Below are 26,696 nucleotides of genomic sequence, written 5' to 3'. Positions count from 1 at the left end.
GCGCATGGCCTTGCATTCGGTTCTGGCTGGCTGCCGCTTACTCGCCGTCGGCCTTGCGCAGCGTATCGAGCGCCGGCATCGAGGTGATGTTGAAGCCGGCGTCGACGAAGTGGATTTCGCCGGTCACGCCTGCCGCCATGTCGGAGAGCAGGTAGAGCGCCGAGTTGCCGACGTGATCGATCGTCACGGTCTTGCGCAGCGGCGAGTTCTGCTGGTTCCATGACAGGATGGCGCGGGCGTCCGAAATGCCGGCGCCGGCGAGCGTGCGGATCGGGCCGGCGGAGATCGCGTTGACGCGAATGCCGCGTGGGCCGTAATCGGCCGCCAGGTAGCGCACGGAGGCCTCGAGAGCGGCCTTGGCGACGCCCATGACGTTGTAGTTCGGGATGACGCGCGTCGAGCCGTTATAGGTCAGCGTCAGCATCGAGCCGCCTTCGTTCATCAAAGGCGCCAAACGCTTGGCGATCTCGGTGAACGAGAAACAGGAGATCACCATCGTGCGGCTGAAATTCTCGCGCGTGGTGTCGGCGTAGAGGCCCTTGAGCTCGTTCTTGTCGGAAAAGCCGATTGCGTGCACGACGAAATCGAGCGTGCCCCAGCGTTCCTCGATCGCGTCCACAGTGGCGTCGACGGAAGCGATATCCTCGACGTCACATGGCAGCACGAAGTCGGAGCCGACTTCGGCGGCAAGCGGCTTGACGCGCTTGCCCAGCGCATCGCCCTGGTAGGTGAAGGCAAGTTCCGCGCCCTGTGCCGCCAGCGCCTTGGAAATGCCCCAGGCGATGGAGTGGTTGTTCGCGACACCCATGATAAGCCCGCGCTTACCCTGCATGATTCCCGTCATGTTATTATCCGTTGTAGCGCTGGAAGACGAGCGTGGCGTTGGTGCCGCCGAAGCCGAAGGAGTTGGAAAGCGCGATGTCGATCTTGGCATCGTCGATGCGCTTGCGCACGATCGGCACGCCGTCGAACTCGGGGTCGAGCTCGGTGATATGAGCGCTTTCGCCGATGAAACCAGCCTGCATCATCAACAGCGAATAGATCGATTCCTGCACGCCGGCAGCGCCCAGCGAGTGGCCGGTCAGCGACTTCGTGGACTGGATGTGCGGGATCTTGTTGCCGAACACTTCGCGGATCGCGCCGATTTCCTTGCTGTCGCCGACGGGCGTCGAGGTGCCGTGCGTGTTGACGTAGTCGACATCGCCCTTCACCGTCGAGAGCGCCTGGCGCATGCAGCGGATCGCGCCTTCGCCCGACGGAGCGACCATGTCGTAGCCGTCGGAGGTGGCGCCGTAGCCGACGATTTCGGCGTAGATCTTGGCGCCGCGGGCCTTGGCGTGTTCCAGCTCTTCGAGAACCAGAACGCCGGCGCCGCCGGCGATCACGAAGCCGTCGCGGGTCGCGTCATAAGCGCGCGAGGCCGTCTCTGGCGTGTCGTTGTACTTCGAAGACATGGCGCCCATGGCGTCGAACAGGTTCGACATCGTCCAGTCGAGATCTTCGTGGCCGCCGGCGAACATGATGTCCTGCTTGCCCCACTGGATCATTTCCGCCGCGTTGCCGATGCAATGCGCCGACGTCGAGCAGGCAGACGAGATCGAGTAGTTGACGCCGTGGATCTTGAACCAGGTGGCGAGCGTGGCCGAGGCCGTCGAAGACATCGCCTTCGGCACGGCGAACGGGCCGATGCGCTTCGGGCTGTTGTTCTTGATGGTGATCTCGGCGGCTTCGATCAGCGTGCGCGTCGAAGGACCGCCCGAGCCCATGATGATGCCGGTGCGTTCGTTTTCGCTGTAGTCCTTTTCCTCAAGACCGGAATCGGCGAGCGCCTGCTTCATCGCGACGTGGTTCCACGCACCGCCCTGCGACAGGAAGCGCATGGCGCGGCGATCAACCAGGTCCGTCGGATCGAGCGAAGGGCGACCCCAGACCTGGCACTTGAAGCCGTGCTCGGCGAAATCGTTGGAAAAGGAAATGCCGGACTTGGCATCGCGCAGCGAAGCGGTGACCTCGGCGGCGTCATTGCCGATCGAGGAAACGACGCCCAGACCCGTGACAACTACCCGTCTCATGTGTTTCGACCTTTTCGTTTTTTCTAACTTGGAAAACCGGGCACGGATGCCCGGTGCAATCAGGCGTCTTTGTCCTTGGACAGGCCGACGCGCAGGTCGGAGGCCTGGTAGATGGTTTCGCCATCGGCCTTCAGCCAGCCGTCGGCGGTGCCGAGCACCAGGCGGCCGCGCATGACGCGCTTGAAGTCGATGCCGTATTCAAGCAGCTTCGTGGTCGGGCGGATCATGCCCTTGAACTTCACTTCACCCGTAGACAGCGCCATGCCGCGACCGGGCTCGCCGAGCCAGCCGAGGAAGAAGCCGGTCAGCTGCCACATGCCGTCGAGGCCGAGGCAGCCCGGCATGATCGGGTTGCCCTGGAAGTGGCAGGGGAAATACCAATCGTCAGGCTTCACATCGTATTCCGCGCGGATATAGCCCTTGTCGAAGGCGCCGCCGGTTTCGGAGATGTCGGTGATGCGGTGAACCATGAGCATTGGCGGCAGAGGAAGCTGCGCGTTGCCGGGGCCGAAAAGCTCGCCGCGGCCGCATGCCAGGATTTCCTCATAGTTGAAGCTGGATTGTTTCGTCGCCATGAAAACTCTAATTCCCCCCGCAACTAAGCTGATGGATGTGAACGTTTAATCCAAGTTCGACGGAAAATGAAGCATAAGCATGACTGAGCTTCACCCACGTCCAAGGACCGGCTGCGCGCCTTATTTGGTGGTCGCATACAGGAAGGCCAAGCCCCCGACCAGCACTAATTACGCGAAAAGCCCGATTTCGCGGCGCTTTGGCACCTGTTGTCCCCATTGAAACTATTGAAAGCCATTCGTGCAAAAGTTATATGGCTAATAGAAACATGATTGCGAGACGCTAGATTAGCGGGAGTTGTTGATGGCGGCTGAAGCCCCTCTTACCATTGAAGCAAGGTTGCGGGGCGCTGGCCTCAGGCCGACGCGCCAGCGCGTCGCGCTCGGCGACCTGCTCTTTGCAAAGGGCGATCGCCACCTGACCGTCGAGGAACTGCACGAAGAGGCTGTTGTCGCCGGCGTGCCTGTATCGCTCGCCACCGTCTACAACACGCTGCATCAGTTCACGGAAGCCGGCATGATCCGCGTTCTCGCGGTCGAAAGCGCCAAGACCTACTTCGACACCAATGTCTCCGATCACCACCACTTCTTCGTGGAAGGCGACAACGATGTGCTCGATATTCCAGTCAGCAACCTCACCATCGACAATCTGCCGGAGCCGCCGGAGGGCATGGAAATCGCCCATGTCGACGTGGTGATCCGCTTGCGTCCCAAGCGCTCCTGATCAGCACCTGATCCAGATCGATTTTCACATTACATCGTCAGGATGCCGCCCGGGCTTTGCCTTGTATGTCGGAAACGTCCAGCCGTAGTAAAGCGCGCCGCCGCGCACCGCGAATGCCGCAAGCACGCCTGCGGCCGATGCTGCATAAAGCGGCAGCCCGAATTCATTGGCGCCGGTGAAGATCGCCGCGCCGACCAGCGCCGCGCTGATGTAGATCTCCGGCCTCAGCAACACCGAGGGCTCGTTGGCGACAAGATCGCGCAACACGCCGCCGAAGGTCGCCGTCAGCATGCCAGTGACGATCGCGATGGTCGGCGAGCCGGTGGCGGCCAGCCCTTTTGCCGCGCCCATGGCGCAATAGGCCGACAGCCCGACGGCATCGAGCCAGATCAGCAGCCGGTAGCGCGATTCCACCATATGCGCGGTGAAGAACACCAAAACGCCGGCGGCACAGCAGACCAGGATATAGGTGGGGTTCAGAACCCAGAAGACCGGCACACGACCCAGGACGATGTCGCGCACCGTGCCGCCGCCGATGCCCGTGATGACCGCGAAGAACAGGAAGCCGATCAGATCGAGCTGCTTGCGCGAAGCGGCAAGCGCACCCGTTGCCGCAAACAGGGCAACGCCGGCATAGTCGAGATAGACGAATGGCGACATCGCGTGCTCCAATGGCGATCTTTCCCTCGAATAATCATGGCCGCAAGGGCGGCGCAAGGCGGATCAGCCAAACTCGCGAACCAATGCCGTCCTTATCCGACGAAAAGAGAACCTGTGAAAACGCTGCTGATCGCCTTGAACCTCGTTGCGGCCCTGGCCGTATCCACCGCGGCCTACGCCCAGCAGTCGCTGCTTCCCGATCCTGAGATTTACGAGAAGGATCATTTCAAGCAGCAATGCACCGAGGTCGAGTTCTCCGACGGCTTCGTCACCCATCAGGACATCAACAATGACGGGTTGGTCGACGTCGTCGTCAACGAGGGCGAAATGACCTGCGACGGCACCAAGGGCCCGCAGTGCGACGAGGATGGCTGCGTCTACAATTTCTATCTGCAGGTCGCCGAGGGCGGCTATTTCATGATCGCCACCGCCAAGACCTATGGCTACGATTTCGTGCAGCGCTTCGGCAACAAGGTGCTGGCCATGAAGATGCATCCGCGCTTCTGCGACCGTCCCGACAGCGATCCGAAGACAGATCCCTGCGTCATCACCACCCGCGTGCGCGGCACCAAGTTCGTCACCATCTCCAAGAAGTAACCGAGAACGGCCGGGCTCAGCGCGGATAGAGCTCCGAGGTGCGCCCGGCGAAGTAATATCCGACGAGGCCGAACCATTCGCGGATCGCCGTCGTCATGTTCTGCGCGTTCCGGTTTGGCTGGGTGAAATCGAGCGCCAGGTGCTCGTGGCCGTCTGTACGGTAATCCGTCGGCCATGGCGTCACGTCGATCCCGAGTTTGCGGAAGATCCCGACCGAGCGCGGCATGTGATAGCCCGAGGTTATCAGCAGGCAGTTGGAAAGCCCCTGGCTCGCGAGCAGGTCCTTGGTGTTGATGGCGTTTTCAAAGGTGGTCCGCGAGGTCGTCTCCTGGACCAGCCGCTCCTTCGCCACGCCGAACAGCGGGAAGAACCGCTCCGCCATGACCGCATCGCCCTCGTAGACACCAGACATCGACCCATCGCCGCCCGAGACGAGAATCCGCGACTGCGGATATTTCTGCGCCAGCCTCAGCGTCTCGATGAACCGGTCTCCGCCGGCATTCATCTCGATCCCGTGCCTGGACGTATTGACCTCGTTTTCGAAGCCGCCGCCAAGCACGATCATGCATGTGAGCTCAGCCGGATCCTGCGGCTTGGCGAAACGATCCTCCAGCCCTTGCAACAGATAATTGCCTGATGTCGTATAGAGCGTGAGGAAGAGCACCAGCGCAGCGCAGGCGGCCGCGAGCAGGCCGATGATGCGAAAGCGGATCAGTCCCGCAATCAGTGCGACGAGGACAAGCAGGAAAGCCAGCGACAGGGGCTGGCCGAAAATCCAGACGAGTTTCGAGAAGACAAACACGCGGGGGCCTCCGTTCCTGCATCGGTTCTGGAACGACGTCTAGCTGATTCGCGCTGACGATGGTGCGACGATCACTTCGCGCGCTGGACCGACGCGCGCGTGGCAGCCGACTGGTTGAACCGCCGCTGCAGCGGCTTCGGGATCAGCAGAGCGGCCAGCGCGATCAACATCGCGAAGGCGGCGACCACCCAAAGCGCTGAGGCACCCGCAACCTGCGTCAGCAGCGCGCCGACTATGGCGCCGAGCAGCATGCCGAGCCAGGGTACGATCTGGATCGTCCAGTCGAGCCGCCGATCGCTGATCAGAAAGCGGCCGATGCCGCGCCCGAAACGTGACAGCGCCCCGGTCACATAGGTGAGCCCGATCGGCAACCCCTCGATATGCTCCACCGCAGCGTTCACCATCCCCATGGAGGCGACGATCAAATAGAAACGGGGCAGCGCAAGGCCGGGCTCGCTCATCAGCGAGGCGCCTGCCAGCATCAGCCCGACGCAGCCAAGCACCACGAAAACCCGCCGCTCCGCGAAATGCGCAAGCACGATCCCGGCGGCATTGCTGAGCACGAAGACGGTGATCGCCGCAATCAGCACGGCCGCATGCCCGAAATTGCCTGCTCCAAGCGAAAGTGCGGCGCGCGTCGTATTCCCGGTCATGAACGACACGAAATCGCCGCTCAGCACCAACCCGGTCGCATCCGTCATCCCCGCCAAGAACGAGATCGCTCCGGCGAGTGCAAGCCCGGTCGCGGTGCGCCTGGTATGAATGATCCGCCGTCGTCTCTGTCGTGTCATGGATGAATGAGGCCGAGTATGTTTGTATCAAATGAGGTTAGCTTAGATTCGCCGATCTTTGAAAGCAAACAGCATGCTTTCTAAGTAGGCACGCCACTAAACCCTACAAAGGACAGCACATGCCCGCGAAAAAATTCGAAGGGTCTTTGGCAGACCCCATTCTTATAAAAACTCGTAGTGTCACGCTGTTAACAGACACGCCCGAGGGCCGTGCTGAAATTGACAAACATAACAAGGAAGAAATCGGGCGCGCCCTGCACGAGAGCGTGGAGAAACTAGGTGATCTGCTCAAGCATTACGAGATAGATCCAACACCCAACGATCACAGCGCATACGTGCTGCTTTCTTTGAAGATGGCAATGGAATTTGTTCCCGGCTTTAAGGTCAAGAACGTATCCACGCGCCGCCAAAAAGGGCGCCAGAAGATATGGGATGCGATAAAATACACTGAACTGCTCGCTGATGTGACGCTACTAAAAAGCGAGAAAAACCGTTCGGATAGCGAAGCATGTTCGATACTGGCAACCTCGTCCAGGTTTGCAAGCCGATGGAGTAGCTTTGACAAAAGGACGCTCGAAAACCGTTTGGTCAAAGCCACCAACAAGTCGGAAAATCCGCTTATGGCTCTTTACGACGCCGTTAGGTCGCAGGTATCGCCGGAGCAATTTATGTCTATGTTCGTGGATAGTTTCTCCATCACGGCAAACCAGCGCTGATTTGATGTGATAGGTTTTCGTCACATCAAATCAGACTGTCTTTTTCTGTGATATCCGTGCGTTTAAGCCGATCATGTCATCTATGGTTGGGAAGCGCTTTTATGAAATCGAATGAACAATTTTTGCGTATTAAGCTGATCGGCTTGATCGAAGTCGCCGCGTCCGGAAAACTTGCGGTAACCTATCTTGCGCTAGCATCAATCGCTGCAGGTGCCGTCAAGATCATCGGACTTTGGTAGGCTTCTTTGCCCTTGATCAGGTCAATCACGTGTGGAGAAAAACTTGGTGGAGCTAAGCGGGATCGAACCGCTGACCTCTTGCATGCCATGCAAGCGCTCTCCCAGCTGAGCTATAGCCCCATCAGGGTGGACCGGTTTGTGCCGGGCCTGGGATGCTTCGCGAAGCGCTTGTCCTCGGGAAGTGGCGGCTTAATACGTGCGGTTTTCGCAGATGGCAAGCCAAAAAAAACGGCCCGGTGAATTTTTCTCGCCCGGGCCGATCCTTGTTCGAAATCAGACGTCTTCTTCGTCGCCGGTCACGCCGATGATGTCGCTCATGTCGTCATCGTCGTCGTCTTCGTCGGCTTCGAGGAAGGTATCGTCGTCGTCATCGCCTTCGATTTCGACGTCGTCGTCGCCCATGTCAGGGATATCGTCGCCGGATGCATCGCCGTCTGCGTCTTCGAGCGAGACCAGTTCGACTTCCGTGCTTTCGGTATCGACTTCGGCCACTTCTTCCTCTTCCTGCGCGGCTTCAGCAGCGGCCGCAGCCGAGCTTTCGACGAAGAAGGAGAGCGGGTAGGTCTTGCCCGTGTAAGGAGAAACGATCGGGTTCCGGTTCAGGTCGTAGAATTTCTTGCCGGTTTCCGGATCGGTACGCTTGGTTCCAAGTTCAGCTTTCGCCACTGTTGAGCCTCGTGATCGTGAGAATGGCCGAACCTGAGTTCGGCAAATGCCGTTGAAACCGGCGTTCTGTTCGGAATTTATAAGCCGGTCCCCATAATCGTTGCGGGCCGCCATGTCAAAGCCTAACTTCACGTATCGCCAACGCAAGCGCGCGCCTGCGCGGCAGATGACCGGGCCTTTGCTTTGTGCTAGTGAGCCGCGAATACTCGATGGGCAACATGACGCCGGCCGGTTCCGGCGGCAAGACGGATGGGCGACATGTATCAGCCACCGCATTTCAGGGAAGACGATCTCGGCGTTCAGCACGCGCTGATCAAGGCGCATCCGCTCGGCCTTTTGATCACGACCGGCGCCTCCGGCCTGATGGCCAATTCCGTGCCTTTTCTTCTCGATGCGGCGGCGTCCGAGAAGGGAACGCTCCGGCTGCATCTGGCCAAGGCCAATCCGCAATGGCGCGATCTCGCAGATGGCGCCGAGCTGCTTGCCGTCTTCCAGGGCGCCGACAGCTATGTCACGCCCTCCTGGTACGAGACCAAGCGCGAGACCGGCAAGGTGGTGCCGACCTGGAACTACGCCGTGGTGCAGGTGCGCGGCACCGCCCGCGTCATCGACGACGCCGATTGGTTGCTCGCTCAGATCACCGCGCTGACCACGCAACACGAGACGCCGCGTGAAAAGCCTTGGGCCGTCAGCGATGCGCCGGATGCCTATGTGAAGGCGCAGATGAAGGGCATCGTCGGCGTGGAAATCGAGATCACCGCCATCGAGGGCAAGTGGAAGGTCAGCCAGAACCGGCCGATCGCCGACCGCGAAGGGGTCGCGGCAGGGCTCGGCGAAACGGCAGGTCAGGACGAGATGACGGATCTCGTGCGCCGCTATGGCGGCTTGCCTGAAGCCGGAAATAATTGAGACACCGGCCGATCGAATTTGGCCGACAGCAATGGCCCGGGACGATCGGGCGGGATAGAAAGACGAGCATGCCGACCAGTTCAGACCATTTTGTCATCGCCATCGATGGACCGGCTGCGGCCGGCAAGGGCACGCTGTCGCGTCGCATCGCCGAGACCTATGGCTTCCACCACCTCGACACCGGGCTGACCTACCGCGCCACCGCCAAGGCGCTGCTCGATGCCGGCCTGGCGCTGGATGACGAGGCGACGGCCGAAAAAATCGCCCGCGAGGTTGAACTCGCCGGCCTCGATCGCGATATCCTGTCGAAGCACGAGATCGGCGAAGCCGCCTCGAAGATCGCGGTGATGCCGTCGGTGCGCCGTGCGCTGGTCGAGGCGCAGCGCAGGTTTTCGCAGCGTACGCCGGGCACGGTGCTTGATGGGCGCGACATCGGAACGGTGGTCTGCCCTGAGGCGCCGGTGAAGCTTTATGTGACGGCATCGGCGCAAGTGCGCGCGAGGCGCCGTTTCGACGAGATCAAGGCCAAGGGGATCGCTGCCGATTTCGCGGCGATTTTCGAAGACGTCAAGCGACGCGACGAACGCGACATGGGACGGGCCGACAGCCCTTTGAAACCAGCCGAAGACGCGCACTTGCTTGATACGTCGGAAATGAGTATAGAAGCCGCGTTTCAAGCCGCGAAATCGGTCATCGATGCCGCCTTGAACAGAAACTAGGATTTGAGGCGTTCCGCCAGGCTTTGCCCTGACCGCCTTGAACGACAGCCTGAAATTCCGTCCAAGCGCCGGATTGCCTTCGATGAGAGGGCGGACGGGGATCAGGCTCATTCAACACGAACCAACCGGCGCATACGTGTCCAAAGATTCGGACACGCAGGAGATTTCATGTCAGTAGCTACTCCCTCTCGCGAAGATTTCGCGGCCCTTCTGGAAGAATCCTTTGCCAAGAACGATCTGGCTGAAGGCTATGTAACCAAGGGTATCGTAACGGCAATCGAGAAGGACTCCGCCGTTGTCGACGTTGGCCTCAAGGTCGAAGGTCGCATTCTGCTCAAGGAATTCGGCGCCAAGGCCAAGGACGGCACGCTCAAGGTCGGCGACGAAGTCGAAGTTTACGTTGAGCGCATCGAAAACGCTCTCGGCGAAGCTGTTCTGTCGCGCGAAAAGGCTCGCCGCGAAGAGAGCTGGGTCAAGCTCGAAGCCAAGTTCGAAGCTGGTGAGCGCGTTGAAGGCGTTATCTTCAACCAGGTCAAGGGCGGCTTCACGGTTGACCTCGACGGTGCCATCGCCTTCCTGCCGCGTTCGCAGGTCGACATCCGTCCGATCCGCGACGTTACCCCGCTGATGCACAACCCGCAGCCCTTCGAAATCCTCAAGATGGACAAGCGTCGCGGCAACATCGTCGTATCGCGTCGTACGGTTCTGGAAGAATCCCGTGCCGAGCAGCGTTCTGAAATCGTTCAGAACCTCGAAGAAGGCCAGGTTGTTGACGGCGTCGTCAAGAACATCACCGATTACGGTGCGTTCGTTGACCTCGGCGGCATCGACGGCCTGCTGCACGTCACCGACATGGCATGGCGCCGTGTGAACCATCCGTCGGAAATCCTGTCCATTGGCCAGCAGGTCAAGGTTCAGATCATCCGCATCAACCAGGAAACCCACCGCATCTCGCTCGGCATGAAGCAGCTCGAGTCGGATCCGTGGGATGGCATCCAGGCCAAGTATCCGGAAGGCAAGAAGATCTCCGGTACCGTCACGAACATCACCGACTACGGTGCGTTCGTCGAGCTGGAGCCGGGCATCGAAGGCCTGATCCACATCTCGGAAATGTCCTGGACCAAGAAGAACGTACACCCCGGCAAGATCCTGTCCACGAGCCAGGAAGTCGAAGTCGTCGTTCTCGAAGTCGATCCGTCCAAGCGTCGTATTTCGCTCGGCCTCAAGCAGACGCTGGAAAATCCGTGGGCGGCATTCGCTCGCAACCATCCGGCTGGCACTGAAGTCGAAGGCGAAGTCAAGAACAAGACCGAATTCGGCCTGTTCATCGGCCTCGACGGCGATGTTGACGGCATGGTGCACCTCTCTGACCTCGACTGGAACCGTCCGGGCGAACAGGTCATCGAAGAATACAACAAGGGCGATGTCGTTAAGGCTGTCGTTCTCGATGTAGACGTCGAAAAGGAGCGCATCTCGCTCGGCATCAAGCAGCTCGGCAAGGACTCGGTCGGCGAAGCCGCCGCTTCCGGCGACCTGCGCAAGAACGCTGTTGTTTCGGCTGAAGTCATCGCCGTCAACGACGGTGGCATCGAAGTGAAGCTCGTGGACCACGAAGACATCACCTCGTTCATCCGCCGCGCTGACCTCGCTCGCGATCGCGACGACCAGCGTCCGGAGCGCTTCTCGGTTGGCCAGACGGTTGACGCTCGCGTCACCAACTTCTCGAAGAAGGACCGCAAGGTCATGCTTTCGATCAAGGCTCTGGAAATCGCTGAAGAGAAGGAAGCCGTTGCTCAGTTCGGTTCGTCCGACTCTGGCGCTTCGCTCGGCGACATCCTCGGCGCGGCTCTGAAGAACCGCGGCGAATAATCGCCAGCCTTCAAGGCTTGAAGAAAAAGAGAACCCGCCGGATCGCTCCGGCGGGTTCTTTGTTTTGAAGGATTGGTCGTTGCGGCTCGCGCCCGTTCCGGGCCGAGCTATTCCCAGCCAACCATGCGCCGGTAGCGCGCATAGGCCTCATCGCTTGCCGGCGCCATCGGCAGGCCGGGACCCGGCAACATCAGGATAGGCTCTCCCGCGTCATCGAGCATGGGTGCTGCGATCGCGGATTGCTGCGCGGCCATGAATGCAGCGTCGTCATCAGTTGCAAGCACCTGCGCCTCAGGCGTCTCCGCCTCGTCTGCGCCATCCTGTTCGTCGCCGTCTTCGTTCTCGTCGCCTTGGTCGATATTGCCGTTGTGGTCCTCGCGGTTCATTTCGCGAGAACCGGCATCGTCGGTCTCGTCCTTGGCGAAGTCGTAGGGCTGCGGCGCATAGGGCACGCCTTCGATGACCTTCATCAGAACCGGCGCGTAGGTCGCGTCGATCATCTGCCGCGTTGCCGATGGCGTGTCGGTATCCGCCTGTGTCGGCTGCCGCGCCGCAGCCTGTGCCGCCACAGCCTCTAGCGGAGAGGGGGCTGCTTGCGCTGTCATCGGCTTCGCAAGCCCGTTCGCCATCAGCATCTGCTCGGCGGGGCGCTTCAGATTATCAGGGGTGTCGGCGATCAGCGTGTCGTCGAGCAGAACGTCGATATCGACCGCAGGCTCGACATCCGTCGCCTCGAGCAGTGTCTCGGTCGCCTGATCGCGGATGATGACCACGATCATGTCGGTCTCGTCCTTCGACAGCGAAGCCGGAATGCCGACCCAGCTCTTGGGGATGATCGGATCGGCCTTGGTGTCGCGCGTGATTGCCGGCTCAGCCGCGACCTCGGTTGCTTCCGCTTCGGTAGGGGGAGCGGATGCCTTCGTTGCTACAGGCGCTTCCGCCGCTTCGTCGGTCGAAAGCGTGGGGCTTGCGGCGGTCATCGCAGCCTTCGGCTCCGCCCGCTCGGCGACGGGAGCCGCGGGTGCCTCGTCGGTCACGGCGGCCTGCGCGATCACGTCGCTTTCGTGGCCGATCGTCCCGCTTGAAGCCGGTGCCGCCGCGTTCCTGGCTCCAGCGCTCTCGGACGTTGCCGTCGCGGCGCGCGGCGCTGACGCGACCGTATCGCGATGCAGGCTGATCTCGGGCCGCTGTTCCGGGCGCGCCGGCGAACCGTCGTTCTGGCTGTAGGATTTGAGAACGGCGCGCGTTGCAAGATCGCGATCCCTTGTGCCGATGGTTTCGAGATAGGCGGCAATGCGCGTCGCGGCGGGGCCGGCCGGGTTCTGCAGCGCTTCGGCAAGCAGCCGCAGCGGGATGGCGTGGCCCTGGGCCGCCAGCTGGCGCTCGATCATTTCGATCTTGGCGGCCGGCAGTTTCTGGATCGCGTCGGCAAGCCGCGATGCGAAGACGAGGTCCGGCTCGTTATCGTCGCGCGGCTGCGAAAGCGCCTCGCCGGTGGCGGTCAGCACGTTGAGCAGCGCCTCGACCATGCGGGCGCGAACGGCAAGCAGCAGGATGTTGAGCTTGGCGGTGGCGCCGGATGTCAGGTCCGGGCTCTCGACCTGGTTGACGGGCGCAACCGCGGTGACACCGCGCACGATGTCGCTGGCGCTCAGCGCCGAGGTGGAGCCCTGCGAGGGAAAGCTTGAGCTTGACGCTGCACGAACCGGAGACAACATGGCATGCTTCCTCTTTCGTAAAATGCGCTGAAGCAGGTTACAGGAAAGCCGCGTTCATCGGGCTGTTCGCATTCTCCGGCGGTTTCGCGTGCCTGGAGGACGCTGCATCGCGCCACGGAATGCTCAGAAGTTAATGAGCATCCTAGTGATTCACTGTTAACGAAGCACTAATCTTTCGGTGCGTGGCGGGACACTCAGCCTTTGGACGGTGAGAAGCTGGCAAGCAATCTCAGCTGTGCGCGAAAATATCCGTCTCGTCCCAACCGAGCAGATCGAGCTTGGCGCGGGTGGGGAGGAAGGCGAAGCAGGCAGTGGCATGCTCGAACCGCCCATCGCGAATGAGGCGGTGGGTGAGCTTGTCGCGCAGCGCATGCAGATAGAGCACATCAGACGCTGCATATTCGAGCTGCGCCTGCGACAGTGTCTCCGCGCCCCAGTCGGAGGATTGCTGGGTCTTGGAGATATCGACCTCAAGCATCTCCTTCAGATTGTCCTTCAGCCCGTGCCGGTCCGTATAAGTGCGGCAGAGGCGCGAGGCGATCTTGGTGCAAAACACCGGCGTCGTCGTGACGCCGAAAGCATTGAAGAGCACGGCGATATCGAAGCGGCCATAGTGGAAGATCTTCTCGTGCGTCGGATCCGAAAGAAGCGCCACGAGGTTCGGCGCCTCCGTCTGGCCGGCCGCGATGCGGATCACGTCGGCCGAACCATCGCCCGGCGAAAGCTGGACGACGCAGAGCCGGTCGCGGCGCGGTACGAGGCCGAGCGTTTCGGTATCGATCGCGATCGCGCCGGTGTAGCGGGCTGCATCGGCGGCGGAAATGTCGCCTTCGTGGTAACGGATCGTCGCGGCCATGCTGTCGTCTTTCGCTGAGTAATGATGGTCTGGCGCTATATAGACCCGAAATCCGCGATCGCAAACCACGCCATTTGGCGCGGCGTGTCGCCGATCAGCCGCGCGCGGCCTCCGGCGCCTTCTCCTGCCAGTCCGGCAGCGGGAAAATCCGGTCATAGGCCAGATTGAAGACGAAGGCATAGACCAGATAGAAAAGCGCGAAGGACACGTCCATCATGAAGGCCTGCAGCAGGCTGACGCCGAGATACCAGGCAATCAGCGGCAAGAGCGCCACAAGCAGACCACCCTCGAACAGCACGGCATGGAGCACGCGCACGGCAAGGCTCTTCTTCGTTCCGCCCGTGAGGCGCTGCATCACATGGTCGAAGCCGAGATTGTAGAGATAGTTCCAGCCCGTGGCGATCGTGGCGCCGGCAACGCCGACGACGCCGATATCGGCAACAGGCATGCCGAAGGCCAGCGCGCCGAGAGGCGTGACAAGGGCAAGGCCAATGAGTTCGAAGCTGACGGCGTGACGAATACGGTCGGATGTGGATCGCATGAATAACCCCTGTGGGATAGTTCGGGTCGTCCCGAGTTTTTGCCCAGAAGGGGGAGGTCGTCCTCGCAGCGCTGATATAGTGATCTCGCCCGCAAAGGGCAAGGCCGGGACGATCAGTAGTGCGGCGGCCGGGTGATCGCGGGTGCTTCCAGCGCTTGTTCCTCGAGCGAAAGGAAGCGCTCGGTCAGCCGGTCCAGCTTAGCGCGCGTCTGCTCGACCACCTTCCACTGCTCCGTCAGCTGATCGGACAGTTCCTCGATCGTCTTTGCCTGATGGGCGACGGTTTCCTCGAGTTGGGTGATACGATCGGTCTGATCAGACATCGGGCTCTCCTTGCCACGACCGGCCAGATGAACCGGTCATGTGATTGCGCTCTCCAAAGCGGAAATAGGCCGCAAGGTCAATCGTTTCGAGAGGGGCCGCTGCCGATTCACAAAGTGAACCGTTTGGTTACTAAAAGCCCTTGCCGCATCTTTTTTTGTGCGCTAGGCCGATAGGCACCAGGGAGGAATACAGATGGATATCGGCAATGGATTTCTGCATCCGGACCGGCTCTTTCCGGCCGATCCGGCAACGCGCAGCATAGCGCGCGAGCTTTACGAGAGCGTCAGCGGGCTCCCGATCGTCAGCCCGCACGGGCACACCGAACCCTCTTGGTTCGCCGACGACAAGCCCTTCGAGGACGCCGCCTCGCTGCTCGTCATTCCCGATCACTATCTCTTCCGCATGCTGCACAGCGTCGGCGTCAAGCTCGACGAGCTCGGCGTTCCCCGCCTCGACGGCAAGCCCGTTTCGTCCGGCCGCGACATCTGGCGCACCTTCGCCGCGCATTATCATCTCTTCCGCGGCACGCCGTCGAGCCTCTGGGTCGATCACGCCATGTCGGCCGTGCTCGGCTGCGAGGAGCCGCTGACATCAGGGAATGCCGATGCGCTCTACGATCACATCAACGCGCAGCTGGCCCTGCCGGAGTTCCGCCCGCGCGCGCTGCACAAGCGCTTCGGCATCGAAACGATCGCCACCACCGAGGGCGCGCTCGACCAACTGCCGCACCACCAGAAGATGGCAGAGGACGGCTGGATCGGCCGTGTGCGCACCACCTATCGCCCCGATAGTGTCACCGATCCCGATGCCGTCGGCTTCCGCGAAAATCTCGCGAAGCTCGGTGAGCTCACCGGTTGCGACGTCGCAAGCTGGGATGGCCTGATCGAGGCGCATCGCAAGCGCCGCGCCTATTTCCGCCAGTTCGGCGCCACCGCCACCGACCACGGCGTCCCCACCGCCTTCACCGCCGATCTCCCGCATTCCGACAAGCAGCGGCTGCTCGACCGGGCGCACAAGGGCACGCTGGAGGCTGGCGAGGCCGAGCTTTTCCGTGGTCAGATGCTGACCGAGATGGCGGGACTTTCGGCGGAAGACGGCATGGTCATGCAGATCCACGCCGGATCGCGCCGTAACACCGACCGCGAACTCTTCCAGACGCGCGGGCCGAACATGGGCGCCGATATCCCGACGCCGACCGATTGGGTCGGCGGGCTCTCGGCACTTCTGGCGAAATACGGCCATGCGCCGGGTCTCCGCGTCCTGCTCTTCACGCTCGACGAAACCACCTATGCCCGCGAGCTGGCGCCGATGGCCGGCCACTGGCCCTGCTTGATGATCGGCCCGCCCTGGTGGTTTCACGACAGCCCGGCCGGCATTCGCCGCTATCTCGACCAGGTGGTCGAGACCGCAGGCTTCGCCAACATGGCCGGCTTCAACGACGATACCCGCGCGCTGCTCTCCATCCCCGCCCGCCACGATGTCTGGCGCCGCGAAGTCTGCGGCTTCCTCGCGACGCTGGCCGCCGAGCACCGGATCTCGCGCCAGGATGCGGCAATCGCCGCCGCCGATCTCTCCTACGGCAACGCCAAGAAGGCCTACAAGCTGTGACCGAACGACTGACGCGCCTCACCGGCCTTGCACATACAGCCAAGCTTCCCGCCTTCAACCGGGATGTGCTGAAGCCGGGCATCCTGCACCTCGGCCCCGGCGCCTTCTTCCGCGCCCACTTCACGCCCTATACGGATGCGGCGCTGGCGCTTGGCGGCGGCGATTGGGGGATCGAGGTGGCAAGCCTGCGCACCGCCGATGTCGCCGATCATCTGAACGAGCAGAACGGCCTCTACACCATGCTGGTGCGCGACACCGAAGGCACGGTCGCGCATGTCATGGGGCCAATCCTCAAGGCGCATGTCGCGACCCGCAATCCCGACGAACTGCTGGCGCGGCTCGAAGACCCCGCCATCCGCATTGTCAGCCTGACGGTGACGGAAAAGGCCTATGGCTTCGATGCCGCCACCGGCGGTCTCGATCTCAAGCATGCGGATGTCGCAGCCGACCTTCAAAACCGCCACGCGCCCCGCGGCGTCATCGGCTATCTCGTCGAGGGCCTCGCCCGCCGCCGCGCCAAGGGCGCAGCACCCTTCACTCCTCTCAGCTGCGACAACCTTCCAAGCAACGGCGCCGTCTTGAAGCGCCTCGTCCTCGATTTCGCCGGCCGCGTCGATCCCGAGCTCAAGGCGTGGATCGAGAGCAACGTCCCGTTCCCCTCGACCATGGTCGACCGCATCACGCCCGCCAGCACCGAGGCCACCTATCGCGACGCCGAAACGCTCATCGGCCGCGTCGATCTTGTCGCGATCGAGACCGAGCCCTTCACGCAGTGGGTTATCGAGGACAGCTTCGCCAATGGCCGCCCGCAATGGGAAAAGGCCGGCGCGCTGATGGTCGAGGATGTCTCTGCCTATGAGAAGATGAAGCTGCGCATGCTGAACGGCGCGCATTCGCTGCTCGCCTATCTCGGTTATATCGGCGGCTATGAATTCATCCGCGACGTGATGGACGATACCGGCTTAGCCGCCCTCGCGCGCCGCCACATGAACGCCGCCGCCGCCACGCTCGATCCGGTTCCCGGCATCGATCTGGAAGCCTATGCCGACGAATTGACAGCCCGCTTTGCAAACAAGGCGATCGCCCACCGCACCTACCAGATCGCCATGGACGGCACCCAGAAGCTGCCGCAGCGCCTGCTGGAACCGGCCACGGAAGCGCTCGCCGATGGCAGCAAGGCCGAAACCTACGCCATCGCCGTCGCCGCCTGGATGCGCTACGCGCTCGGCATCGACCGCAACGGCAAGGCCTACGAACTCCGCGACCCCCGAGCCGCCGAGATCGCCGCATTGCTGGCCGACGTCCCCCGCAACGGCGGCGCCGTCGCCGCCGCGCTGTTCACGCTCCCTGGGCTGTTTCCGGTGGCGCTCACCGAAAACCTCGCCTGGACCGAGGATGTAGCCAACAAGCTCGACATCCTCATCCAGGACAACAAGCTGCCGCTGTTCTGATTGGAGCGGGTAGAAGGTTTACGCCTTGACCCTTTCCATCCCCGGATCATAGAGCGGCGTCAGCGACACCTTGCACGGCACCCGCACCCGTGCGACATCGAGCTCATACTGGCCCGACAGCACGAAATCCTCGCTCACACCCTCGGCGTTGCGCACATAGCCGTAGCCGATCGGCTTGCCCACCGTATAGCCGAAGCCACCGCTAGAGAGCCAGCCGACGCGCTTGCCGTCGCGGTAAATCGTCTCGCGGCCGAGCAGCACCACGTCGGGATCATCAGGCACGAAGCAGGCGAGCATCTTCTTGACGCCCGATGCCAGCTGCCGCTCGATCGCCTCGCGGCCGCGGAACGGCGTGGTCTTCTTCGTCTTCACCGCCCAGCCGAGCCCGGCTTCGATCGGTGTATGGTCGGGCCCGATATCCGAGCCCCAGGCGCGGTAGCCCTTTTCCAGCCGGCAGCTTTCGATCGCGCGATAGCCGGCATTGACGAGATGCAGCGGAGCGCCCGCCGCCATCAGCGCGTCATAGACGGTCGTGGCGTACTCGATCGGCACATGCAGCTCGTAGCCGAGTTCGCCGACATAGGTGATGCGCAGCGCCCTGACCGGGCAGCCGGCGATGCCGATGGTTTTCACGCGGCCGAAGGGGAAGGCGGCGTTGGAGACGTCGCTGCTTGTCACCTTCTCCAGCACCGCGCGCGCATTCGGCCCCATCAGCGCCAGCACCGAATAGGCCGAGGTCACATCGACCAGTTCGGCATGCATGTCGTCTGGAATATTGCGGGCTATCCAGTCGAAGTCGTGGGTCGCGAAGCCCGTGCCGGTGACGATGTAATATTCGTCCTCGGCGATGCGCGCGCAGGTGAGGTCGCATTCGATGCCGCCCTTGTCGTTCAGCATCTGCGTGTAGACGAGCGAGCCCACCGGCTTGGCCACATCGTTGGCGGCGATCCAGGACAGTGCTTTTTCCGCGTCGCGGCCCTTCAGCGTGAACTTGGCGAACGAGGTCTGATCGAAGATCACCGCTGCCTCGCGCACCGCCCTGTGCTCGCGGCCCACCGCCTCGAACCAGTTCTGCCGCTCGTAGCTGTAGACGTCTTTCGGTTCCTCGTTGGCGAAGAGATCGGCGAACCAGTTCGGTCGCTCCCAGCCGAGCTTCTCGCCGAAGCAGGCGCCCTGCGCCTTCAGCCGGTCGTAGAGCGGCGATTTGCGGCACGGGCGGCCGCTTGCATATTCCTCGAAGGGGAAGGCCAGCGTGTAGTGCTTGCCATAGGCTTCCAGCGTGCGGGTGCGCACCCAGTCGGTGTCGAAATGCGGGCGGCCGAAGCGGCGGATGTCGACCGGCCAGAGATCGTAGGGCGGCTCGCCCTTGGAGACCCACTCCGCCAGCGCCATCCCGGCGCCGCCGGCAGATGCGATGCCGAAGGCATTGAAGCCGGCGCCGACGAAGAAGTTCCTGAGTTTCGGCGCTTCGCCTAGAATGAAGTTGCCGTCAGGCGTAAAGCTCTCCGGCCCGTTCAACAGCTGCTTCACGCCGACATTCTCGAGATCAGGCACGCGGCCGAGCGCCTGCTCCATGATCTGCTCGAAATGATCGAAATTGCTGTCGAGCAGGGTGTAGTGGAAACCATCGGGGATGCCAGATGTCGCCCAGGGGATCGGGTTCGGCTCGTAGCCGCCCATCACGATGCCGCCCACCTCTTCCTTGTAATAGGTCAGCCGGTCGGGATCGCGCAGCGTCGGCAGGTTGGAGGGCACGCCGAAGGATTCGGTTATGATGTACTGGTGCTCGACCGAGACCAGCGGCACGTTGACGCCGAAGCGGGCCGCGAAACTGCGCGTCCATTGCCCGGCGCAGACGACGACGCGCTCGCATTCGATGCGGCCCTGCCCGGTGATGACGGCGCGGATGCGGCCCTTGTCGATCTCGAGGTCGAGCACCTCGGTATCCTCGAAGATCGAGACGCCGGCCATGCGCGCGCCCTTTGCGAGCGCCTGCGTGATGTCGGAAGGATTGGCTTGGCCATCGGTTGGGAGATAGGCGGCGCCGATCAGGTCGTCGATCGTCATCAGCGGCCAGAGATCGAAGGCTTCCTGCGGGGTCAGGAGCTGCATGTCGAGCCCGAAGGATTGCGCCGTGGTCGCCTGCCGCTTCACCTCTGTCCAGCGTTCCTCGTTGCAGGCAAGCCGCAGCCCGCCATTCATCTTCCAGCCGGTCCCGAGCCCGGTCTCGGCTTCGAGCCGCTTGTAGAGATCGACGGAATAGCCGAGCAGCTGGGTGATATTGGCGCTGGTGCGTAACTGGCCGACGAGGCCGGCGGCATGGAAGGTGGTGCCAGAGGTCAGCTTCTTGCGTTCCAAGAGCACGGTGTCGGTCAAGCCGAGCTTGCCGAGATGATAAGCCGTCGAGCAGCCGATGATGCCGCCGCCGATGACGACAACCTTGGCGGTCCTGGGCAATTCCTTCGTCATGTCATTGATCCTGTTCGGCATAGGCGCGCTCGAAGCGCGCGCGGTTTTCGGCAGTATAGGCGGCGTAGTCGAAATCGATGGTCGAATGGATTTCCGACACCATGCTCCACAGCATCTCGCGCAAGAGAGAGGCGCATTTCATCGCCTGGTAGCGCCGCCAGATATCGGGCGTCAGCGGTGCCTGGTAATAGGCCTCCAGCATTGCCCGCTCCGCATCCTCGGAAAATTCGTTGTTGGAGGCGAGCCCACCGAGATCGAAGAGCGGCGTGTTGAAGCCGGCATAGTCCCAGTCGATCAGCCAGAGCCTTTTGCCGTCGTCGAGAAAATTGGCGGCCAGCATGTCGTTGTGGCCGAAGGCGATCTCGAACGGCCCGGCCGCCTGCTCCAGCCGCTCCGCCTTGATCAGGAGATCGGAAAACAGCTGATGATAGGGGCTGCCGGCGGCATCGAGCGTCGCGATATAGTCGCGCACCACATGAAACACCCAGAAGATCGTGGCCGTGCCGCGAAATTCGCGTGCGATATCATGATGGCAGGCGCGCACCAGCGGGATCACGCGCTGCAGCGTCCCGGCGTCGCGCAAGTCCTCGGGCGTTAGCGCTTTTGACTCGATATAGTCGAGCACCAGCACGCCCGGCGCGTGGTGGATCACCGCGGGCGAAAGCCCGGCCGCATGCGCCGCCTTGCTCGCCGCCAGTTCGTTCGATCGGCTGATGTGGTGGACGGGGATATCGTCGCCCAGCCGCACGACCCGCCTCAGCGTGCCGTCGCGGACCAGATAGTTGCGGTTGGTGATGCCTCCCGTGATCGCCGAGATATCGATCGGACCATTCCATATGCCAAGCGCATGTATCCGGTCTTCAGGCGTCACGCTGTCCCCCTCGCGGCCTTATCCTATTGAAATCTTGGCCAGAGCGGGCTGTGCTGTCAAGCGGGGTAAATGGCCGAGCTAGATCGTCGAGCCCGCGCCGTCGAAGACATGACAGCGCGCCGGGTCGAAATAGGCGGTGACGTTGGCGCCGCGCTCCACCTTCTGCTGCCCGTCGAGCGCGATCGTCAGCTGCTGCTTGTCCGGCGTCGTCGTGTAGAGCATCGTCGCGCCGCCGAGGTTTTCCAGAAGGTCGATGTTGACGGACGAGAGCGCGATACCGCCCTTGTCGATCAGCGACAGATGCTCCGGGCGGATGCCGAAGGTCACGTTTTCTCCCGCCTGCGCGGTCACGCGGCGCGGCAGCCGCACGCTGTTGCCGCAGACGTTGATCGTCGTCTCGTTGCCGCCGACGCTTTCGATCTTGCCCTGCAGGAAGTTCATCTTCGGGCTGCCGATGAAGCCGGCGACGAAGCGATTGGCGGGGTCGTTGTAGAGGTCGAGCGGCGCGCCCACCTGCTCGATGCGCCCGGAATTCAGCACCACGATCTTGTCGGCCATGGTCATGGCTTCCACCTGGTCGTGGGTGACGTAAATCATCGTATTCCCCAGGCTGCGGTGCAGCCGCGAGATTTCCACGCGCATTTGCACGCGCAGTTCCGCGTCGAGGTTGGAGAGTGGCTCGTCGAACAGGAAGATGCGCGGTTCGCGCACGATGGCGCGGCCGATCGCGACGCGCTGCCGCTGTCCGCCCGAAAGCGCCTTCGGCTTGCGCTGCAGAAGCTTCTCGATCTGCAGGATCTGTGCTGCCCGCTGCACCTTCGGCTCGATATCGGCCTTCTTGTAGCCCGCCGTCTCCAGCCCGAAGGCGAGGTTCTTGTAGACGGACATGTGCGGATAGAGCGCGTAGGACTGGAACACCATGGCGATCCCGCGCTTGGCCGGCGCCACCTCGTTCATCCGCTCGTTGTCGAGCATCAGCGCGCCGCCGGAGATTTCCTCCAGCCCGGCGATCATCCGAAGCAGCGTGGACTTGCCGCAGCCGGAAGGGCCGACGAAGACGACGAATTCGCCGGGATCGATCGCGAGATCGATGCCGTGGATGACGTCAAGCGCGCCATAGCGTTTCTCGACCTTCTGAAGAACGACGCTTGTTGCCATCTCTTGGTTTTCCTTATCTCGTTCTTGTCTGTCCATTACCGGGTTCTTGCGCGCCAGTCGGCGTATTTCGGGCTGTCGGGTCCGACGGGCAGGGCGATGTCCTGGCCGCTGTCCGACGATTGATAGATGGCGGTCACCAATTCCAGCGCCCGCCGCGCATCCTGCGTGCTGACGGGCAGCGGGCCGTTGCCTTCGAGATGGGCGTGGAAGTGCGCCATCTGCGTGGTGAAGCGTGGCGCCACCGGCTGCCAGTCGCCGATCACGGCGTCGATCCGGCGCTGCACCTCGTCATTGGCGGCAAGGATCGTCCATGGGTCCTTGCCCGGCGAATAGGCCTCGTGGTTGCTCTCGAAGGTGACGTTCTCGAAATGCAGCCTCAGCCGGCTGATTTCCTGCTGCGAGCCAAGCGTACAGGAAAGCGAGACGAAGGCACCGTTTTCCATTTGCAGGCTCGCCGAGGCGCAGTCCTCGACCTCGATGTCGTTGACGCGGGTCGCGACGCGGCCGAAGACGCGTGTCGCCGGTCCCATCAGGTGCAGCAGCATGTCGTGCAGGTGCAGCGCATGCGTCACCAGCACGCCGCCAAGCTCGGTTGCCCACTTGCCGCGCCATGGAACGGCGTAATAGGCAGGCGTGCGCAGCCAGAAGGTCTCGACCGAGCCCATATAGGGCTTGCCCGCAATCCCCGCCTCGATGATCCGCTTCGCCTTCTCCACGCCGTCGCCGTAGCGATACTGGAAGATCGGCATCAGCACGCCCTTGGCGGTCTTTTCGACGCGCATGATCTCGTCGACGCCCGCGAGAGACCCGGTCAGCGGCTTCTCGCAGATCACATGCTTGCCCGCCTGAAGGGCCGCCACCACCTGCTCGAGATGGATGCCTGGCGGCGTGCAGATGTCCACGATGTCGATGCTCTCGTCGGCGAGAACCTCGGCGAAGGATGTTGTGCGCCCGGCGATCCCGAACTCGTCGGCCACCTCGGCAAGGCGTGCTTCGTTGAGGTCGCAGAGAACAGCCACCTCGAACTTGTCGGGATGCGGCAGGTAGCCTTCGACGATATGCGAGCGTCCGATGCCGCAGCCGATGATCGCAACTCTCTTTATGCTCATGGGGCAGGTCTCTTTGGCATGTTCATTGCGGCCGGTCTCAACGCTTCATGCCCGTCGTGGCGATGCCGTCGATCAACAGCCGCTGGAAGAACAGGAAGAAGAAGAACACCGGCACCAGCGTCAGCGTCGACATGGCGAACAGCCCGCCCCAGTCCGATGTACTGCTCGAATCGACGAAGGTGCGCAGGCCGAGCTGGATCGTGTAGGTGTCCATGTCGTTGAGGTAGATCAGCGGCCCGAAGAAATCGTCCCAGGTCCAGATGAAGGAGAAGATCGCCGCCGTCGCCAGCACCGGCAGCGAGAGCGGCAGCATGATCTTCCAGTAGATCCGCCAGGCGCTGCAGCCGTCCATCATCGCCGCCTCGTCGAGCTCGCGCGGGATGCCGCGGAAGAACTGCACCATCAGGAAGATGAAGAAGGCGTCACTGGCGAGAAACTTCGGCACGACCAGCGGCAGGATGGTGTTCACCCAGCCGAGGTTGAGAAACAGCACATATTGCGGGATCAGCGTCACGTGATAGGGGATCATCAGCGTGCCAAGCATGATTGCGAACCAGAAGTTCCGCCCGGCAAAGCGCAGCCGCGCGAAGGCGTAAGCCGCCAGCGAGCAGGCGACCACATTGCCGGTCACCGTCAGAAGCGAAATCACCAGCGAGTTCCAGAAGAACCGCCCGAAGGTGATGTCGAGCCCGCTCCAGCCGCGTACGTAGGATGTGAAATCGATCGACGACGGGATGAGCGAGGTCGACGAGAAGATCTCGTTCTCCGGCCGCACCGAGGCCGACACCATCCACAAGAGCGGATAGAGCATCAGCAGCGAGGCCATGATCAGCAGCGTGTGAACGACGATCGAGGCCGGCAGGCTGCGCTTGGTGATGTCGGATGGCGGCGCGGCGACCGCGGATGTGATCCCGTTAGTCATCGTAATGCACCCAGTAGCGTGAGGACAGGAACGAGAAGGCGGTGAACACGGCGATGATCAGCACCAGGATCCATGCAAGAGCGGAAGCATAGCCCATGCGGAAGTTCCCGAACGCCTCCTGATAGAGATAGAGCGTGTAGAACAGCGTCGAATTGATCGGCCCGCCCGACCCGCCGGAGATGATGAAGGCCGGCGTGAACGCCTTGAAGGCGTCGATCGTCTGCACCACGGCGTTGAAGAAGATGACGGGTGTCAGCAGCGGCAGGGTGATCTTGTAGAATTGCCGGAACTTCGAGGCCCCGTCGAGGCTGGCCGCCTCGTACATGTCGGTCGGAATCTGCCTCAGTCCGGCGAGGAAGATGATCATCGGCGAGCCGAACTGCCAGACGCTGAGCGCGACAAGCGTATAGATCGAGTAGCTCGGATGCGAGATCCAGCTCGGTCCTTGGATGCCGATATGCGAGAGCGCGGCGTTGACCAGGCCGTCACCGGCAAAGAGCTGCCGCCAGAGCACGGCGATCGCCACGCTGCCGCCAAGCAGCGACGGAAGATAGAAGACGGCGCGGTAGAACGTCAGCCCCCGCACCCCCTTGTTGAGCGCCATCGCCACCAGAAGCGCGAAGATCAGCTTGAACGGCACCGACAGCACCACATAGGTCAGCGTCACCTTCATCGCCGCCGCGAACTTCGGGTCCGCGGTGGTGATGCGCACATAGTTCGCAGCCCCCACCCATTCGGGCGAGCGGATCATGTCGAAATCCGTGAACGACAGGTAGAGCGACACCAGCGCCGGCCCGAGCGTCAACCCCAGGAAGCCGAGCAGCCATGGAAGAAGAAAGAGATATCCAGGTCCGTTGGCGGCAAGGAGGCGTCGCCAACGGCTGTCGGCGACCACTCCCTGATACTGCTCCGCCGTCGCGGCCCGGTCAGCCGTCGCGCGCATCGCATTGCTCATGTCGGTCAACCCCGCGCGAGAAGGCGCGTGATCTCGTCGACAAGCTGTTTGCCGGCATCGGCTGGCGTGACCTGGCCGAAGGCGACTTGCTCGGCAAGCTGGCGCAGAACGGTCTGGCCTTCGCCGGCACCTGAAGGAGGCGGCGGCGGCAGCGGCCCGGCGAGATCGCCGAGATTGGCCACATAGTTCAGCGGGATCTTGCCGACATCGTCGAGCATGCCGGCCACGACATCACGCATCGCCTTGGATTCCGGGATGCCGCGCTCGACGTCGAGCACCTTGGCGGCTTCCGGATCCTTGACGAAGAAGTTGACGTAGTCGACGGCCTGTTCGAGTGCCTTGGACTGCGCCGAGACCGAGAAGAACATCGACGGCTTGCGGTAGTGACCGCCCTTCGAATCCGCCTTGATCAGCGGGTAGTTGTTGAGTGTCAGCTTGTCCTTGACCACGGCCTGGAAGCCGACGAACTGGTTGCTGTGCGCATAGTCGATCGCAGCCTTGCCGAGCGTCAGCGGCGCGGTGTCGATCGTGTCCTTGTAGAGCGCCTGCACATCGGGCGGCACGCAGGCTTGCGCCTCGCGGAACTTGGCCCACATGTCGAACCATTCGGAGGCGTCGTCGGCGCCGAAGGCGATCTTCGAATCCGCCGTGTAGAGCGCCTTGCCGCGCTGCCGCACGTAGTTTTCGAACAGCGGCTCCGCGCCGCTGCCGTCGGCAAAGCCGAAGAAGCCCTTGCGCTTGCCCGCCTTGGTGATCTCGGCGCCCATCTTGCCGAGCTCTTCCCAGGTCGTCTTGTTTGTCGGCATCTCGACGCCGGCTTCCTGCAGCGCCACCGTATTGACGACGGTTGCGGCCGAGTTTGCGCCGAGGCTGACGCCATAGAGATGGCCGTCGACCTTGCCGCCCTCGATCTGTGCCGGATCGAAATCGTCGAGATTGAGCTTCGACGGCATGTAGGATTCAAGCGGCGCAAGCGCGCCGCGCCGCGCATATTCGACGATATAGCGGTAATCCATCTGGATCACGTCGGGCGCGTTGCGGCCGGCGACCTGCGTCGCCAGGCGCGGCCAGTAATCGCTCCAGCCGAGGAACTCGCCTGTTATCGACGTGCCTGAATTCTTGGCCTTGTAGAGATCCGAAACCTTGTTGGTGCGGTCGGCGCGCGGTTGCGAACCCCACCACAAGAGCCGCAGTCGGGCATCGGCGGCAAAAGCCCCTGGCCCCAGTGCGGACAGCGAAAGAAGCGTGGCTCCCCCCGCAACGAAATTGCGTCTGCTCACACGAAACGTCATCTGTTTTTCCTCCTCCCTTGGGGAGCGCCTCCACACGCTCCCGGCTGGTTTCTCTTGCAACAAATAACTATTTGGTTACAAGCTAT

Annotated in this window: 27 protein-coding genes and 1 tRNA gene; 9 read left to right on the top strand and 19 right to left on the bottom strand. The window is 62.3% G+C overall.

All coding sequences use genetic code 11. The annotated features are described in order from the left end of the window. Positions 1-37 precede the first annotated feature (37 nt). From fabI to fabA, 3 genes are read right to left on the bottom strand one after another with little or no spacing between them, the layout of a single operon-like run. Complete coding sequence (gene fabI / locus B3605_RS23895) at positions 38-844, bottom strand: enoyl-ACP reductase FabI (RefSeq protein WP_112944981.1); 807 nt, start codon at positions 842-844, stop codon at positions 38-40. A gap of 4 nt (positions 845-848) precedes the next feature. After that, entirely contained in the window at positions 849-2,072 is a 1,224-nt protein-coding gene (gene fabB / locus B3605_RS23890) for a beta-ketoacyl-ACP synthase I (protein ID WP_018899122.1), read from the bottom strand. Between the two features lie 59 nt (positions 2,073-2,131). Continuing rightward, entirely contained in the window at positions 2,132-2,647 is a 516-nt protein-coding gene (gene fabA / locus B3605_RS23885; RefSeq protein WP_018899123.1) for a 3-hydroxyacyl-[acyl-carrier-protein] dehydratase FabA, read from the bottom strand. Positions 2,648-2,948: 301 nt separating this feature from the next. Between fabA and irrA the strand changes: the two genes are divergently transcribed. Then, complete coding sequence (gene irrA, locus B3605_RS23880; RefSeq protein ID WP_026283115.1) at positions 2,949-3,368, top strand: iron response transcriptional regulator IrrA; 420 nt, start codon at positions 2,949-2,951, stop codon at positions 3,366-3,368. 24 nt (positions 3,369-3,392) lie between these two features. Here irrA and B3605_RS23875 read toward each other — a convergent pair whose 3' ends face one another. After that, on the bottom strand, positions 3,393-4,028 hold the full coding sequence (locus B3605_RS23875; protein ID WP_112944980.1) for a trimeric intracellular cation channel family protein: 636 nt from the start codon (positions 4,026-4,028) through the stop codon (positions 3,393-3,395). Positions 4,029-4,142: 114 nt separating this feature from the next. On the opposite strand from B3605_RS23875, the gene B3605_RS23870 reads away from it, so the two are divergent. Next, positions 4,143-4,625, top strand: coding sequence for a hypothetical protein (locus tag B3605_RS23870; protein WP_112944979.1), 483 nt, complete (start codon positions 4,143-4,145; stop codon positions 4,623-4,625). Between the two features lie 16 nt (positions 4,626-4,641). On the opposite strand, the gene B3605_RS23865 is transcribed toward B3605_RS23870, so the two are convergent. Together B3605_RS23865 and B3605_RS23860 are read right to left on the bottom strand one after the other, a co-directional pair. Further along, the gene (locus B3605_RS23865; RefSeq protein WP_112944978.1) at positions 4,642-5,427 is read right to left on the bottom strand and encodes a YdcF family protein; all 786 of its coding nucleotides are present in this window, start codon (positions 5,425-5,427) and stop codon (positions 4,642-4,644) included. 71 nt (positions 5,428-5,498) lie between these two features. Further along, positions 5,499-6,218 carry a YoaK family protein gene (locus B3605_RS23860; protein WP_112944977.1) on the bottom strand — a complete coding sequence of 240 codons (720 nt, stop codon included), beginning with the start codon at positions 6,216-6,218 and terminating at the stop codon, positions 5,499-5,501. Between the two features lie 119 nt (positions 6,219-6,337). On the opposite strand from B3605_RS23860, the gene B3605_RS23855 reads away from it, so the two are divergent. Together B3605_RS23855 and B3605_RS23850 are read left to right on the top strand one after the other, a co-directional pair. Next, positions 6,338-6,934 (top strand): hypothetical protein, encoded by a 597-nt coding sequence (locus tag B3605_RS23855; RefSeq protein ID WP_112944976.1) that lies wholly within the window; start codon positions 6,338-6,340, stop codon positions 6,932-6,934. Positions 6,935-7,035: 101 nt separating this feature from the next. Then, positions 7,036-7,173, top strand: coding sequence for a hypothetical protein (locus tag B3605_RS23850; RefSeq protein WP_162725011.1), 138 nt, complete (start codon positions 7,036-7,038; stop codon positions 7,171-7,173). Between the two features lie 44 nt (positions 7,174-7,217). Here the strand turns inward: B3605_RS23850 and B3605_RS23845 are convergent. Further along, positions 7,218-7,293: transfer RNA gene (locus tag B3605_RS23845), tRNA-Ala, on the bottom strand. Between the two features lie 153 nt (positions 7,294-7,446). Continuing rightward, positions 7,447-7,839, bottom strand: coding sequence for a TIGR02300 family protein (locus B3605_RS23840; RefSeq protein WP_018899129.1), 393 nt, complete (start codon positions 7,837-7,839; stop codon positions 7,447-7,449). A 258-nt stretch (positions 7,840-8,097) separates the two neighbouring features. Between B3605_RS23840 and B3605_RS23835 the strand changes: the two genes are divergently transcribed. The 3 genes from B3605_RS23835 to rpsA all read left to right on the top strand — a co-directional run bounded on the left by B3605_RS23835 (position 8,098) and on the right by rpsA (position 11,336). After that, positions 8,098-8,748 carry an FMN-binding negative transcriptional regulator gene (locus tag B3605_RS23835; RefSeq protein ID WP_112945022.1) on the top strand — a complete coding sequence of 217 codons (651 nt, stop codon included), beginning with the start codon at positions 8,098-8,100 and terminating at the stop codon, positions 8,746-8,748. Between the two features lie 68 nt (positions 8,749-8,816). Beyond that, on the top strand, positions 8,817-9,467 hold the full coding sequence (cmk, locus tag B3605_RS23830; RefSeq protein WP_112944975.1) for a (d)CMP kinase: 651 nt from the start codon (positions 8,817-8,819) through the stop codon (positions 9,465-9,467). A gap of 168 nt (positions 9,468-9,635) precedes the next feature. Next, the gene (rpsA, locus tag B3605_RS23825) at positions 9,636-11,336 is read left to right on the top strand and encodes a 30S ribosomal protein S1 (RefSeq protein WP_018899132.1); all 1,701 of its coding nucleotides are present in this window, start codon (positions 9,636-9,638) and stop codon (positions 11,334-11,336) included. Between the two features lie 107 nt (positions 11,337-11,443). Here rpsA and B3605_RS23820 read toward each other — a convergent pair whose 3' ends face one another. From B3605_RS23820 to B3605_RS23805, 4 genes are all read right to left on the bottom strand, one after another. Then, complete coding sequence (locus tag B3605_RS23820) at positions 11,444-13,054, bottom strand: hypothetical protein (RefSeq protein WP_112944974.1); 1,611 nt, start codon at positions 13,052-13,054, stop codon at positions 11,444-11,446. 229 nt (positions 13,055-13,283) lie between these two features. Next, positions 13,284-13,910, bottom strand: a complete 627-nt coding sequence (locus tag B3605_RS23815; RefSeq protein ID WP_111563060.1) for a ribonuclease D — start codon at positions 13,908-13,910, stop codon at positions 13,284-13,286. Positions 13,911-14,004: 94 nt separating this feature from the next. Next, the gene (locus B3605_RS23810; RefSeq protein WP_112944973.1) at positions 14,005-14,451 is read right to left on the bottom strand and encodes a PACE efflux transporter; all 447 of its coding nucleotides are present in this window, start codon (positions 14,449-14,451) and stop codon (positions 14,005-14,007) included. Positions 14,452-14,564: 113 nt separating this feature from the next. After that, positions 14,565-14,774, bottom strand: coding sequence for a SlyX family protein (locus B3605_RS23805; RefSeq protein WP_112944972.1), 210 nt, complete (start codon positions 14,772-14,774; stop codon positions 14,565-14,567). A 193-nt stretch (positions 14,775-14,967) separates the two neighbouring features. Here B3605_RS23805 and uxaC point away from each other — a divergent pair, with 193 nt between their 5' ends. Both uxaC and B3605_RS23795 read left to right on the top strand, forming a co-directional pair. Next, complete coding sequence (gene uxaC, locus B3605_RS23800) at positions 14,968-16,383, top strand: glucuronate isomerase (protein ID WP_112944971.1); 1,416 nt, start codon at positions 14,968-14,970, stop codon at positions 16,381-16,383. Next, on the top strand, positions 16,380-17,834 hold the full coding sequence (locus B3605_RS23795) for a mannitol dehydrogenase family protein (protein ID WP_112944970.1): 1,455 nt from the start codon (positions 16,380-16,382) through the stop codon (positions 17,832-17,834). The genes uxaC and B3605_RS23795 overlap by 4 nt, the downstream gene beginning before the upstream one ends. An 18-nt stretch (positions 17,835-17,852) precedes the next feature. On the opposite strand, the gene B3605_RS23790 is transcribed toward B3605_RS23795, so the two are convergent. The 7 genes from B3605_RS23790 to B3605_RS23760 all read right to left on the bottom strand — a co-directional run bounded on the left by B3605_RS23790 (position 17,853) and on the right by B3605_RS23760 (position 26,610). Continuing rightward, positions 17,853-20,303 carry a GcvT family protein gene (locus B3605_RS23790; protein ID WP_296436460.1) on the bottom strand — a complete coding sequence of 817 codons (2,451 nt, stop codon included), beginning with the start codon at positions 20,301-20,303 and terminating at the stop codon, positions 17,853-17,855. A gap of 1 nt (position 20,304) precedes the next feature. Further along, the gene (locus tag B3605_RS23785) at positions 20,305-21,174 is read right to left on the bottom strand and encodes a phosphotransferase (RefSeq protein ID WP_112944969.1); all 870 of its coding nucleotides are present in this window, start codon (positions 21,172-21,174) and stop codon (positions 20,305-20,307) included. A gap of 78 nt (positions 21,175-21,252) precedes the next feature. Next, positions 21,253-22,332 (bottom strand): ABC transporter ATP-binding protein, encoded by a 1,080-nt coding sequence (locus B3605_RS23780; protein ID WP_112944968.1) that lies wholly within the window; start codon positions 22,330-22,332, stop codon positions 21,253-21,255. A gap of 35 nt (positions 22,333-22,367) precedes the next feature. Then, a complete protein-coding gene (locus B3605_RS23775) occupies positions 22,368-23,441 on the bottom strand; it encodes a Gfo/Idh/MocA family protein (protein ID WP_112944967.1) in 1,074 nt (357 codons plus the stop codon). Positions 23,442-23,478: 37 nt separating this feature from the next. Further along, positions 23,479-24,363, bottom strand: coding sequence for a carbohydrate ABC transporter permease (locus tag B3605_RS23770; protein WP_018899143.1), 885 nt, complete (start codon positions 24,361-24,363; stop codon positions 23,479-23,481). Further along, positions 24,356-25,318 (bottom strand): carbohydrate ABC transporter permease, encoded by a 963-nt coding sequence (locus B3605_RS23765; RefSeq protein ID WP_026283119.1) that lies wholly within the window; start codon positions 25,316-25,318, stop codon positions 24,356-24,358. Before B3605_RS23765 ends, B3605_RS23770 begins: the two co-directional genes overlap by 8 nt. A gap of 5 nt (positions 25,319-25,323) precedes the next feature. After that, a complete protein-coding gene (locus B3605_RS23760) occupies positions 25,324-26,610 on the bottom strand; it encodes an ABC transporter substrate-binding protein (protein WP_018899145.1) in 1,287 nt (428 codons plus the stop codon). Positions 26,611-26,696 lie beyond the last annotated feature (86 nt).

Origin of the sequence: Rhizobium sp. UBA1881, from assembly GCF_002338015.1 — a bacterium.
Taxonomy (GTDB): domain Bacteria; phylum Pseudomonadota; class Alphaproteobacteria; order Rhizobiales; family Rhizobiaceae; genus Rhizobium.
The sequence above is the reverse complement of the archived record's forward strand: the minus strand, read 5'-3'. Positions and strand labels throughout refer to the sequence as shown.

Bases quoted from the DNA above. Each gene is read 5' to 3' on its own strand.
- fabI (WP_112944981.1), bottom strand. From the start codon at position 844: ATGACGGGAATCATGCAGGGTAAGCGCGGGCTTATCATGGGTGTCGCG.
- fabB (WP_018899122.1), bottom strand. From the start codon at position 2,072: ATGAGACGGGTAGTTGTCACGGGTCTGGGCGTCGTTTCCTCGATCGGC.
- fabA (WP_018899123.1), bottom strand. From the start codon at position 2,647: ATGGCGACGAAACAATCCAGCTTCAACTATGAGGAAATCCTGGCATGC.
- irrA (WP_026283115.1), top strand. From the start codon at position 2,949: ATGGCGGCTGAAGCCCCTCTTACCATTGAAGCAAGGTTGCGGGGCGCT.
- B3605_RS23875 (WP_112944980.1), bottom strand. From the start codon at position 4,028: ATGTCGCCATTCGTCTATCTCGACTATGCCGGCGTTGCCCTGTTTGCG.
- B3605_RS23860 (WP_112944977.1), bottom strand. From the start codon at position 6,218: ATGACACGACAGAGACGACGGCGGATCATTCATACCAGGCGCACCGCG.
- B3605_RS23855 (WP_112944976.1), top strand. From the start codon at position 6,338: ATGCCCGCGAAAAAATTCGAAGGGTCTTTGGCAGACCCCATTCTTATA.
- B3605_RS23850 (WP_162725011.1), top strand. From the start codon at position 7,036: ATGAAATCGAATGAACAATTTTTGCGTATTAAGCTGATCGGCTTGATC.
- B3605_RS23835 (WP_112945022.1), top strand. From the start codon at position 8,098: ATGTATCAGCCACCGCATTTCAGGGAAGACGATCTCGGCGTTCAGCAC.
- cmk (WP_112944975.1), top strand. From the start codon at position 8,817: ATGCCGACCAGTTCAGACCATTTTGTCATCGCCATCGATGGACCGGCT.
- rpsA (WP_018899132.1), top strand. From the start codon at position 9,636: ATGTCAGTAGCTACTCCCTCTCGCGAAGATTTCGCGGCCCTTCTGGAA.
- B3605_RS23820 (WP_112944974.1), bottom strand. From the start codon at position 13,054: ATGTTGTCTCCGGTTCGTGCAGCGTCAAGCTCAAGCTTTCCCTCGCAG.
- B3605_RS23815 (WP_111563060.1), bottom strand. From the start codon at position 13,910: ATGGCCGCGACGATCCGTTACCACGAAGGCGACATTTCCGCCGCCGAT.
- B3605_RS23810 (WP_112944973.1), bottom strand. From the start codon at position 14,451: ATGCGATCCACATCCGACCGTATTCGTCACGCCGTCAGCTTCGAACTC.
- B3605_RS23805 (WP_112944972.1), bottom strand. From the start codon at position 14,774: ATGTCTGATCAGACCGATCGTATCACCCAACTCGAGGAAACCGTCGCC.
- uxaC (WP_112944971.1), top strand. From the start codon at position 14,968: ATGGATATCGGCAATGGATTTCTGCATCCGGACCGGCTCTTTCCGGCC.
- B3605_RS23790 (WP_296436460.1), bottom strand. From the start codon at position 20,303: ATGACGAAGGAATTGCCCAGGACCGCCAAGGTTGTCGTCATCGGCGGC.
- B3605_RS23780 (WP_112944968.1), bottom strand. From the start codon at position 22,332: ATGGCAACAAGCGTCGTTCTTCAGAAGGTCGAGAAACGCTATGGCGCG.
- B3605_RS23775 (WP_112944967.1), bottom strand. From the start codon at position 23,441: ATGAGCATAAAGAGAGTTGCGATCATCGGCTGCGGCATCGGACGCTCG.
- B3605_RS23770 (WP_018899143.1), bottom strand. From the start codon at position 24,363: ATGACTAACGGGATCACATCCGCGGTCGCCGCGCCGCCATCCGACATC.
- B3605_RS23765 (WP_026283119.1), bottom strand. From the start codon at position 25,318: ATGAGCAATGCGATGCGCGCGACGGCTGACCGGGCCGCGACGGCGGAG.
- B3605_RS23760 (WP_018899145.1), bottom strand. From the start codon at position 26,610: ATGACGTTTCGTGTGAGCAGACGCAATTTCGTTGCGGGGGGAGCCACG.